General features: G+C 72.1%; 9 protein-coding genes. 7 read left to right on the top strand and 2 right to left on the bottom strand.

Annotation, left to right across the window (positions count from 1 at the left end):
• The 4 genes from PSH25_RS15540 to PSH25_RS15525 all read left to right on the top strand — a co-directional run.
• Positions 1-3,642: multifunctional oxoglutarate decarboxylase/oxoglutarate dehydrogenase thiamine pyrophosphate-binding subunit/dihydrolipoyllysine-residue succinyltransferase subunit (locus tag PSH25_RS15540; protein ID WP_238659767.1), on the top strand; the 3,642-nt coding region annotated here is incomplete at its 5' end.
• Positions 3,643-3,771: 129 nt separating this feature from the next.
• The gene (locus PSH25_RS15535) at positions 3,772-3,957 is read left to right on the top strand and encodes a DUF6104 family protein (RefSeq protein ID WP_030490374.1); all 186 of its coding nucleotides are present in this window, start codon (positions 3,772-3,774) and stop codon (positions 3,955-3,957) included.
• A 91-nt stretch (positions 3,958-4,048) separates the two neighbouring features.
• Complete coding sequence (gene pta / locus PSH25_RS15530; protein ID WP_238659766.1) at positions 4,049-6,118, top strand: phosphate acetyltransferase; 2,070 nt, start codon at positions 4,049-4,051, stop codon at positions 6,116-6,118.
• The gene (locus PSH25_RS15525; protein WP_238659765.1) at positions 6,115-7,230 is read left to right on the top strand and encodes an acetate/propionate family kinase; all 1,116 of its coding nucleotides are present in this window, start codon (positions 6,115-6,117) and stop codon (positions 7,228-7,230) included. The genes pta and PSH25_RS15525 overlap by 4 nt, the downstream gene beginning before the upstream one ends.
• Before the next feature lie 89 nt (positions 7,231-7,319).
• Here PSH25_RS15525 and PSH25_RS15520 read toward each other — a convergent pair whose 3' ends face one another.
• Positions 7,320-7,493 carry a hypothetical protein gene (locus tag PSH25_RS15520; RefSeq protein WP_238659764.1) on the bottom strand — a complete coding sequence of 58 codons (174 nt, stop codon included), beginning with the start codon at positions 7,491-7,493 and terminating at the stop codon, positions 7,320-7,322.
• Positions 7,494-7,650: 157 nt separating this feature from the next.
• On the opposite strand from PSH25_RS15520, the gene PSH25_RS15515 reads away from it, so the two are divergent.
• A complete protein-coding gene (locus PSH25_RS15515) occupies positions 7,651-8,547 on the top strand; it encodes an alpha/beta hydrolase family protein (protein WP_238659763.1) in 897 nt (298 codons plus the stop codon).
• A 102-nt stretch (positions 8,548-8,649) separates the two neighbouring features.
• Here PSH25_RS15515 and PSH25_RS15510 read toward each other — a convergent pair whose 3' ends face one another.
• Positions 8,650-9,111, bottom strand: coding sequence for a MerR family transcriptional regulator (locus PSH25_RS15510; RefSeq protein WP_238659762.1), 462 nt, complete (start codon positions 9,109-9,111; stop codon positions 8,650-8,652).
• Positions 9,112-9,200: 89 nt separating this feature from the next.
• Here PSH25_RS15510 and PSH25_RS15505 point away from each other — a divergent pair, with 89 nt between their 5' ends.
• Positions 9,201-10,250, top strand: coding sequence for an aldo/keto reductase (locus tag PSH25_RS15505; protein ID WP_238659761.1), 1,050 nt, complete (start codon positions 9,201-9,203; stop codon positions 10,248-10,250).
• A gap of 118 nt (positions 10,251-10,368) precedes the next feature.
• Entirely contained in the window at positions 10,369-11,334 is a 966-nt protein-coding gene (locus PSH25_RS15500) for an alpha/beta hydrolase family protein (RefSeq protein WP_238659760.1), read from the top strand.
• The last annotated feature ends 80 nt before the right edge of the window (positions 11,335-11,414 follow it).

Here is an 11,414-nt window from a genome sequence, read left to right as displayed (position 1 = left end):
GCGCGCAACCGTCGTGCGGGGGCCCACCGCAGGGAGCGGGGTGGGGGCACGCCGCGCGGCGACGAGCTGGCGGACCGGCCGGCCGTCGCTCCCGGGCAGGCCGGCGAGGGGGGGGCAGAGGCCACGGGCGCCCAGCCGAGCGCCCCGGCCAACCCGACGACCGCGAGCAAGCCGGCCGCCGCCCAGCCCGCGCCGGCCAAGCCCGCCGCTCCGGCCGCCCTCAAGGCCACGCCGGAGAAGGCCGCCCCGGCCAAGCCGGCAGCCAAGGCCGCCGCGCCGAGCGCCGACGGCCCGCAGACCACGCCGTTGCGGGGCGTCGCGGCGAAGATCGTCCAGAACATGGACGCCTCACTGAGCGTGCCCACCGCGACCAGCGTGCGCGCGGTCCCGGCCAAGCTGCTGGTGGACAACCGCATCGTGATCAACAACCACCTCGCCCGTGGGCGGGGCGGCAAGGTCAGCTTCACCCACCTGGTCGGCTACGCGATGGTGCGCGCGCTGGTCCAGCACCCCGAGATGAACAACTCCTTCGCCGAGGCCAACGGCAAGCCGGCGGTGGTCCGCCCGGCACACGTCAACCTCGGCATCGCGATCGACTTGGCCAAGCCGGACGGCACCCGCAACCTGGTGGTCCCCTCCATCAAGGGCTGCGAGCAGATGGACTTCCGGCAGTTCTGGCAGGCGTACGAGGACGTGGTCCGACGGGCGCGGCGCAACGAGCTGACCATGGAGGACTACTCCGGCACCACGATCTCGCTGACCAACCCGGGCGGCATCGGCACCGTGCACTCGATGCCGCGGCTCATGCAGGGGCAGAGCGCGATCATCGGCGTCGGCGCGATGGAGTACCCGGCCCCGTACCAGGGGATGTCCGAGGCCACCCTGGCCGCGCTGGCGGTCAGCAAGATCATCACGCTGACCAGCACGTACGACCACCGGATCATCCAGGGCGCGCAGTCCGGCGAGTTCCTCAAGGTGATGCACGAGCTGATCCTGGGCGAGCACGGCTTCTACGACCAGATCTTCACCGCGCTGCGCATCCCGTACGAGCCGGTGCGCTGGATGCGCGACGTCGCGGTCAACTCCGAAGGTCAGATCAACAAGACCGCCCGGGTGCACGAGCTGATCCACGCGTACCGGGTGCGCGGTCACCTGATGGCCGACACCGACCCGCTGGAATTCAAGATCCGCAAGCACCCCGACCTGGACGTCCTCCAGCACGGGCTCACCCTGTGGGACCTGGACCGCGAGTTCCCGGTCAACGGCTTCGCCGGCCGGCAGCGGATGAAGCTGCGCGAGATCCTCGGCGTGCTGCGCGACTCGTACTGCCGCCGGGTCGGCATCGAGTACATGCACATCCAGGACCCGGAGGAGCGGCGCTGGGTCCAGGAACGGATCGAGCGCAAGTACGAGAAGCCGTCCGCCGACGAGCAGAAGCACGTGCTCAACCGGCTCAACGCGGCCGAGGCGTTCGAGACCTTCCTCCAGACGAAGTACGTCGGCCAGAAGCGCTTCTCGCTGGAGGGCGGCGAGTCGCTGATCCCGCTGCTCGGTGAGGTGCTGGAGTCCTCCGCCGAGAACGGGCTGGACGAGGTCGTCATCGGCATGGCCCACCGGGGTCGCCTCAACGTGCTGGCCAACATCGTCGGCAAGCCGTACGAGAAGATCTTCTCGGAGTTCGAGGGCCACCTGGACCCGCGCTCGACGCAGGGCTCCGGCGACGTGAAGTACCACCTGGGTCAGAACGGCAAGTTCACCACTCCGGACGGCGAGCACGCGGTCAAGGTGTCGGTGGTGGCCAACCCGTCGCACCTGGAGGCCGTCGACCCGGTGCTGGAGGGCATCGTCCGGGCCAAGCAGGACCGGATCGACCTCAAGCTGGAGGGCTACACCGTGCTGCCGCTGGCGGTGCACGGTGACGCCGCCTTCGCCGGGCAGGGCGTGGTCGCCGAGACGCTCAACCTGTCGCAGCTGCGCGGCTACCGCACCGGCGGCACCGTGCACGTGGTGGTCAACAACCAGGTCGGTTTCACCACCGCCCCGGAATACAGCCGGTCCAGCCTCTACAGCACCGACGTGGCCCGGATGATCCAGGCACCGATCTTCCACGTGAACGGCGACGACCCGGAGGCCGTGGTCCGGGTGGCCCGGCTGGCGTTCGAATACCGGCAGACGTTCAACAAGGACGTCGTGATCGACATGGTCTGCTACCGCCGGCGCGGGCACAACGAGGGCGACGACCCGTCGATGTCCAACCCCCAGATGTACAAGATCATTGACTCGAAGCGCTCGGTCCGCAAGCTCTACACCGAGGAGCTGATCGGTCGCGGCGACATCACCGTGGAAGACGCGGAGGAGCTGCTGCGCGACTACCAGGCGCAGCTGGAGAAGGTCTTCAAGGCCACCCGGGACGCCGCCTCGGCACCGCGCCAGCTCAACCGGCCGCGCCGCGAGGAGGAGCCGGAGCCGCAGGTCGACACCGCCACCGACGCGTCCGTGGTCAAGGCCATCGGCGAGGCGCACATCAACCTGCCGGAGGGCTTCACCCCGCACAAGCGGATCCAGCAACTGCTGGACCGGCGGGCCAAGATGTCCGTCGAGGGCAACATCGACTGGGGCTTCGGCGAGATCATCGCGCTCGGGGCGCTGCTGCACGACGGGGTCACCGTCCGGCTCGCCGGACAGGACTCTCGTCGCGGCACCTTCGTCCAGCGGCACGCCTCGGTGGTCGACTCCCGCACCGGCGACGACTACCTGCCGCTGAAGTCGCTCACCAGCGACGGCGAGCGCTCCCGGTTCTTCGTGCACGACTCGCTGCTCAGCGAGTACGCGGCGATGGGCTTCGAGTACGGCTACTCGGTGGAGAACATCAACGCCCTCGTCGCCTGGGAGGCCCAGTTCGGCGACTTCGTCAACGGCGCCCAGTCGGTGATCGACGAGTTCATCTCGTCCGGTGAGGTGAAGTGGGGCCAGCGCTCCGCCATCACCCTGCTGCTGCCGCACGGCCACGAGGGTCAGGGCCCGGACCACACCTCCGGCCGGCCGGAGCGGTTCCTGCAGATGTGCGCCGAGGACAACATGCGGGTGTCCATCCCGACCACCCCGGCGAACTACTTCCACCTGCTGCGCCGCCAGGCCCTTTCGCCCAAGCGCAAGCCGCTTGTGGTGTTCACGCCGAAGTCGCTGCTGCGGCACAAGCTCTGCGTCTCGTCGGTGGAGGACTTCACCACCGGCACCTTCCAGCCGGTGCTGCGCGACACGGCCGCCCCGGCACCGGAGGCGGTGAAGCGGGTGCTGCTCTGCTCCGGCAAGGTCTACTACGACCTGTTCCAGGCCCGGCAGGAGCGCGGCGTCACCGACACCGCGATCCTCCGGCTGGAGCAGCTGTACCCGCTGCCGGTGGAGGAGATCCGGGCCGCCCTCGCGCAGTTCCCGAACGCGGAGGACTTCGCCTGGGTGCAGGAGGAGCCGGCCAACCAGGGTGGCTGGTCGTTCGTCGCGCTCAACCTGCTGGAGCACCTCACGGACGTGCGGCTGCGGCGGATCTCCCGCCCGGCCGCGGCCGCCCCGGCGGTCGGCTCGGCCAAGACCCACGAGGTCGAGCAGAACGCGCTGATCGAGGCGGCTCTCCCCCGCCCGTGACCTGACCTGAGCGCGGAGCCGGGGCAGAACCGTTTCACCACGGTCCTGCCCCGGCTCTCGTAGGTCCCCGCCGGTCCACCACCCACCAACCCGCCCGGTCCGACCCGGGCCGAGCACGAGGACGTACCCATGTACTTCACCGACCGCGGCATCGAGGAGCTGGTCGAGCGCCGGGGCGAAGAGCAGGTGACCCTGGAGTGGCTGGGCGAGCGCCTGCGCGACTTCGTGGACCTCAACCCCGACTTCGAAACCCCCATCGAGCGCCTGGCAACCTACCTGGCCCGCCTGGACGACCCCGACGACGAAGACGCCTAACCCGTTCCGTACCCGGTGATCAAGAAGTTTCGGTCACGATGGGGGCCGGAGCTGACGCAAACTTCTTGATCAACGAGCAGGGGGTGGGAACGTGGCTCGGAGTGTCTACCTCACCAGCGTGGGGTCCGGTGGGGGCAAGTCGACGATCGCCCTCGGGTTGGCGGAGTTGCTGTCCCGCCAGGTCGGGCGCATCGGCGTGTTCCGGCCGCTGGTGGCCGACAGCGGCCAGGACCCGATCCTCGCCCTGCTCAGCGAGCGGTACCGGGTCGAGGTGCCGCTGGCCGAGCTGGCCGGGGCGAGCTACGCCGAGGCTGCGGCGCTGGTTGCCGACGGCCGACGGGAGGAGCTGATCTCCGCCATCGTCGAGCGCTACCGGGCGGTGGAGCGGCAGTGCCCGGCGGTGGTCGTGGTGGGCAGCGACTTCGACGACCCGGGCGATCCGGCCCGCCCCCGGGAGCTGGCCTTCAACGCCCGGCTGGCCACCGAGTTCGGCAGCGTGGTGGTGCCCGTGGTGGACGGCTTCGGGCAGGAGCCGGCGGCGGTCGCGTCGGCCGTGCGCGGGGCGTACCACGATCTGGCCGACCTGGGCGCGACCGTGCTCGCGGTGATCGCCAACCGGGTGCCCGGGCCGATGACGCTGCCCGACCTGCCGGTCCCCGCGTACGCCATCCCGGAGGTGCCGAGCGTGTCGGCGCCGACGGTGGCGGAGGTGGCGGCGGCGCTCGGCGCCACCCTGCTGGCCGGGGACGACGCCGCGCTCGGTCGCGACGTGCTGGACTTCGTGGTCGGCGCGGCGCATGTGCCGACCCTGCTGGGTCACCTGACCGAGGGCGCCCTGGTGATCACCCCCGGGGACCGGGCCGACCTGCTCGTCGCCGCGAGCGCCGCGCACGTGGCCGGGCAGGTGTCGGTGGCCGGTCTGGTGCTCACCCTCGGCGAGCAGCCCGACCCCAGGGTCATGCGGCTGGTGGAGGGGCTCAACACCGGGCTGGCGGTGCTCTCCGTACGCAGCGACAGCTACGACACGGTGGCCGCGTCCAGTCGCATCGAGGGCCGGCCCAGCGCGGCCAATCCCCGCAAGGTGGAGGCCGCGCTCGGCGCGTTCGAACGCTGCGTGGACACCGACGACCTGGCTCGTCGGCTGCGGGTCAGCCGGTCGGCGCGGGTCACCCCACTGATGTTCGAGAACGAGCTGATCGACCGGGCCCGCTCGAAGCCCCGGCACCTCGTGCTGCCGGAGGGCACCGACGAGCGGATCCTGCGCGCGGCGGAGATCCTGCTGCGCCGTGGTGTGGCCGAGCTGACGGTGCTGGGCCGGCCGGACGACATCGCCCGGCGCACCCGGGAGCTGGGCATCGACCTCGGCGACGCGCACGTGGTCGACCCGGGCACCAGCGGGTGGCGCAACGACTTCGCCGCCGAGTACGCCCGGCTGCGCGCCCACCGTGGCGTCACCGCCGAGTTGGCGCACGACATCGTGGCGCAGCCGAACTACTTCGGCACCCTGATGGTGGCCACCGGCCGCGCCGACGGCATGGTCTCCGGCGCGACGCACACCACCGCCGCGACCATCCGGCCGGCGTTCGAGATCATCCGTACCCTGCCGGACGTCTCGGTGGCCTCCAGCGTCTTCTTCATGCTGCTCGCCGACCGGGTGCTGGTCTACGGCGACTGCGCGGTCAACCGCGACCCGGACGCGGCCCAGCTCGCCGACATCGCGATCTCGTCGGCTGACACCGCCGCCCGGTTCGGCATCGAACCCCGGGTGGCCATGCTGTCGTACTCCACCGGCAGCTCCGGTGCCGGCGCGGACGTGGAGAAGGTCGCCGCGGCCACCGCGCTGGTCCGGGAGCGCCGGCCCGACCTGCTGGTCGAGGGACCGATTCAGTACGACGCGGCGATCGACCCGGCGGTGGCGGCAACGAAGCTGCCGGGAAGCCCGGTCGCCGGGCACGCCACCGTCTTCATCTTTCCGGACCTGAACACCGGCAACAACACGTACAAGGCGGTGCAGCGCTCCGCCGGGGCGGTGGCCGTCGGCCCGGTCATGCAGGGCCTCCGCCGACCGGTCAACGACCTGTCCCGGGGCGCGCTGGTGCCGGACATCGTCAACACGGTGGCGATCACCGCCATCCAGGCGGCCACCGAGGAGGCGTCGTGAGTCGGGTGCTGGTGCTCAACTGCGGGTCGTCGTCGGTGAAGTGGCGCCGCTACGACGGTGACCGTGCGCTCGACCACGGCACCGTCGAGCGGATCGGTGAGCCCGGTGGCGGCCCGGCGGACCACGCCGACGCGGTCCGGCAGATCCTGGACGGGCTGGACCTGACCGGGCTGACGGCGGTCGGGCACCGGGTGGTGCACGGTGGCCGGACGTTCAGCGCGCCGGTGCTTGTCGACGACGCGGTGCTGGCCGCGATCAAGGATCTGGTGCCGCTCGCCCCGCTGCACAACCCGGCCAACCTGGCCGGCATCGAGGTGGCCCGCGCGGCGCTGCCGGACGTCCCGCAGGTCGCCGTCTTCGACACGGCGTTCCACCACACCCTGCCGGAGGCCGCCGCGACGTACGCGATCGACCGGGACACCGCCGAGCGGTACGACATCCGCCGGTACGGTTTCCACGGCACCTCGCACGCGTACGTGTCCCGGCGCACCGCCGAGCTGCTGGGCCGCCCGTACGAGCAGGTCAACACGATCACCCTGCACCTGGGCAACGGGGCCAGCGCCTGCGCGGTGGCGAACGGTCGCAGCGTCGCCACCTCGATGGGCATGTCCCCGTTGCAGGGGCTGGTGATGGGCACCCGCAGCGGCGACGTGGACCCGACCGTCATCTTCCACCTGCGCCGGGAGGCCGGGCTGTCGGTGGACGACATCGACGACCTGCTCAACCACCGCAGTGGCCTGCTCGGGCTGACCGGCGTCAACGACATGCGCGAGGTGCTCGAACGCCGAGCCGCGGGTGACCGGGCGGCGGCGCTGGCCTTCGGCGTGTACTGCCGGCGCATCACCGAGTACGTCGGGGCGTACTACGCGCTGCTCGGCCGGGTCGACGCGATCACCTTCACCGCCGGGGTCGGCGAGCACGCCGCGCCGGTGCGGGCTGCCGCGCTGGCCCGCCTGGGCCGGCTCGGCATCACCGTGGACGACGCCCGCAACGACGGCGAGGGCGACCGGGTGATCTCGCCCGATGGCGCCGAGGTGAGCGTCTGCGTCATCCGCACCGACGAGGAGCGGGAGATCGCCCGGCAGACCCGGGACGTGGTCGCGGCGGCCTGACGCCACTGCGGCGCGCGCACCCCCGGGAGGCCCGAGGGTGCGCGCGAGTCGTCAGATCCGTTCAGCCAGCCGCCAGCCAGGCGACTCGATCAGCCGGTCGCCAGCCAGGCGACGAGTGCCACCAGCACCACGACGACCACTGCCGCACCGATGATGAGCGGCAGGCGGGACGGGGCCTCCGTCGGCGCCGCGGCCTCCGGCGTCTGGTTGAAGGCGAGGAACGCCTCGGTGTTGCCGCTGGGGTCCGTGTAGTTCTCAGGCATGTCGGTGACCCTAGCGAAGCTGGTCACGCGGCACCGTCCCCGGCCCACGGCATCCCAGGGGTGGACCCGGCCGGCGGAGGTGACCCGACCGGGTGGCGGCAGCACCCGAGCCGGACGGCCGGGCCGCCACGCCCGCCCGGGCACCTACCGTGGAACGATGGGGGCGGGCCGGCTGGTGGCCGTACTGGTGACAGCACTGCTGGCCGGTTGTGCGCCAGCCACGGCCGTGGCCGGCGGGGCCACCAGGCCGGTGTCGGCGCGTCGGGCGCCCGAGGGGTCGTACGCCGTCGGCGTGCGTACGCTCACCCTCGATCCGCGCTCGGCGCGCCCCCTGCCGGTGACGATCTGGTATCCGGCGTCGACCGGTCAGGTGGCGGCCGGGCGGTTCCCGGTGGTGGTCTACAGCCACGGGTTGGGCAGCCTGCCCGAGCTGCACGCCGGCCTGACCACCCGCTGGGCGGCGGCCGGTTTCGTGGTGGCCGCGCCCGCGTACCCGCACACCCGACAGGGTGCCGCGCACTTCACCCGGGCCGACGTACGCCACCAGCCGGCCGACGCCTGGCGACTGATCCGGTACCTGGGCGACCTCGACCGGAACCGCACCGATCCCCTCGCCGGGCACCTCGACCTGACCTCGGTCGCCGCCGCCGGGCACTCGGCGGGCGGCTTCACCACCACCGGCATGTTCAGCGAGGGCCACCCGGCCCGGCTGCGCGCCGGGATCGTGATCGCCGGCGGCGGGTTGCCGGGCAGCTTCGCCGGGCCGGCCGCGCCGGTGCTCTTCGTGCACGGCACGGCCGACCCGGTGGTGCCGGTGACGGTCGGCCGGGCCGCGTACGCGCGTACCCCCGGGCCGGCCGCGTTCCTCAGCCTGCTCGGCCAGGACCACGGCGGGTACCTCACGCCGGGCCACCCGGGTTTCGCCCCGGTCCTCGCCACCACCACCGGCTTCCTGCGCTGGACCCTCTACGGCGACCGGGCCGCCGGTGCCCGCCTTCCCGCCGACGCCCTCTCCCCCACGCTGACCCGTTACGAGTTCCGCCCGGCCCACTGACCCGGCCGACGCACCCGCTGCCCGCCGGGATTCTGGTCGCCCCGCCCGACCGGATCGGCCCGCTCACCGTGCCGATGATCTCGGTGGCGGCCCAGATCGAGTTCAGGCAGATGTACCCGGTCCGGATGCCGGAACGTCCCCGCCGACCGAAGGACGCCGACGACCTGGCCCGGCTGCACGCCGGTCCTGGTCGAGCAGATCCTCGTACACCCCGACCTTGAAGGTGATCAGGTCCAGGCACTGGGTGAGCCGGTCGAGCTGGGTGGTGACCTGCCCGTGGTGCTCGCGCAGCAGCGCGAGTCGTTCCTCCTCGTTGCCGGCGCCTTCCCGAACGAGGTCGGCGTAGCGGCGGAGCGCGGGAAGCGGCATGCCGGAGGCGCGAAGGATGATGCAGACGCCCAGCCAGTCCACGTCGTCCTCGGTGTAGCTGCGCCGCCCGCCAGGCCCCCGGCGTACCGGGCTGACGAAGACGCCCTGCTGCTCGTAGAAGCGGAGCGCGTGCACGCTCAAGCCGGTGCGTTCGGCGACCTGACCGATGCTCAAAGTCGCGGTGACCTCAGCCATGCCGAGCAGGATAACGAGGGTTGACCTAGAGCCGACTCTAGCTCCTAGGGTGCGCGGTGATCGTCACTGAATCAGCAAGGAGCATCGACATGCGCTATCGCACCCTCGGCGGCACCGGCATCGAGGTGAGCACCCACTGCCTCGGGACCATGATGTTCGGTGCCGTCGGCAACCCCGACCACGACGACTGCGTCCGCATCATCCACACCGCCCTCGACCAGGGCATCAACGTCGTCGACACCGCCGACATGTACGGCCGGGGTGAGTCCGAGGAGATCGTGGGCAAGGCGCTGCGGGGGCGCCGGGACGACGTCGTGCTGGCCACCAAGGTGCACTTCCCGATGGGCGAGGGCCCCAACCAGGGTGGCAACTCGCGGCGGTGGATCCTCAAGGCCGTCGAGGGCAGCCTCCGACGGTTGAACACCGACTGGATCGACCTCTACCAGATCCACCGTCCCGACCCCTCGACCGACATCGAGGAGACCCTCTCGGTGCTCACCGACCTCGTCCGCGACGGGAAGATCCGCGCCTTCGGCTGCTCGACCTTCCCGGCCGAGGAGATCGTCGAGGCGCACCAGGTGTCCGAGCGTCGTGGCCTCGGACGCCTGCGCACCGAGCAGCCGCCGTACTCGATCCTGGCCCGCGGGGTCGAGGCGTCGACCCTCCCGGTCTGCCAGCGCTACGGCATGGGAGTGCTGGTCTGGAGCCCGCTCGCGTTCGGGTTCCTCAGCGGCAGGTACCGCAGGGACCAGCCCATCGACCTGTCGACCGGGCGGGCCATGCTCCGGCCGGCGCAGTTCGACCCCACGATCGCCGAGAACGCCGCCAAGCTCGACGTCGTGGAACAGCTCGTCGACCTCGCGGCGAGCATCGGCTGCACGCTCCCGCAGCTCGCCATCGCCTTCACCGTGGCCCATCCGGCCGTCACCTCGGCGATCATCGGACCGCGAACCATGCCGCAACTGGAGGACCTGCTCAAGGGCGCCACGCTCACCCTGGACGACGCGACCCTCGACCGGATCGACGAGATCGTCCCGCCCGGAACGAACCGGTACAACCCGAATGCCGCCTTCCCCCTGCGCGCACTGACCGACACCGCACGACGGCGACGGCCGCTCGCCGAACGGGCCGCGGCCTGATACGGCCCGGTGGCGGCGGCGCCGGCGGTCGCGCCGCCGCGCAGCGCTAGGTGAGTCGACGGGCACACCGCGTCGAAGTCCGCCGGGCACGTCAGCGGGGCAGGGCACAATCGGAGTCATGCCACGTCGCGTCACCCCCGCCCTGCTGGCCAGCGCCGTGCTCATGGCCGGTCTGGTCGGCTGCTCGGCGGACCCCAGGAAGACCGAGGGCCAGCAGGCGCCCGTCGAACCACCGCCCGCCGCCACGCCAACACCGCAGGTTCCGGCCGGAAAGGCACCCCAGCGTGCCTTCGCGGTCGGCGTACGCCAGCTGAAGCTGAACCGGGACGGCCGCGCGCTGCCGACGACGCTCTGGTACCCGGCGGCCGGGCAGTCCGGCGGGGCGGCCAAGCGGTCGGCGACGGCGGCGGAGGGCCGGTTCCCGGTGGTGATGTTCAGTCACGGCCTGGGTGGGCGGCCGGACGACTACGCGACGCTGCTGACCCGTTGGGCGGCGGCGGGTTTCGTGGTGGCCGCGCCGACGTTCCCGCACACCTCCCGGGGCGCCGACAACAACGTGCTCGACGTGCTCAACCAGCCCGCCGACGTGTCGTACGCGTTGGATCAGGTGTTGGCGTTGGACGGCAGGGCCGGCGACGCGTTGCGCGGCCGGCTGGACGGCGAGCGGGTGGCCGCGGCCGGGCACTCGGCGGGCGGGGTGACCACCATCGGCCTGTTCACCGCGAGCCGGGACGAGCGGCTGGACGCGGGCGTGGTGTTCGCGGGCACGGCGCTCGGCGTGGGCACCGCCTTCGCCGGCGCGGCCGCCCCGCAGTTGTTCGTGCACGGTGAGCTGGACGAGGTGGTCGAGTACGCGGCGGGCAGGGCCGCGTACGACAAGGTGCCCTGGCCGAAGGCGATGCTGAGCCTGCCCAAGGGCGACCACGGGCGGGCGCTGCTCGGCGACGGCGCGACACTTCGGGTCGTCTCGGACACGTCGGTCGAGTTCCTGCGCTGGTCGCTCTACGGCGACCCGGACGCCAAGAAGCGCATCTCCACCGACGCGACGCGCGGCGACATCGCCACCTTCGACGACCACCTCTGACGCCCGCCCGCGCCGACCCGCCCGCACCGACCTGGCCGACCGCGCCGACCTGGCCGACCGCGCCGACCTGGCCGACCGCG

The sequence above is a fragment of the Micromonospora foliorum genome (assembly GCF_022229015.1).
Lineage (GTDB): Bacteria > Actinomycetota > Actinomycetes > Mycobacteriales > Micromonosporaceae > Micromonospora > Micromonospora foliorum.
This window is presented reverse-complemented; position numbering and strand designations above follow the sequence as displayed.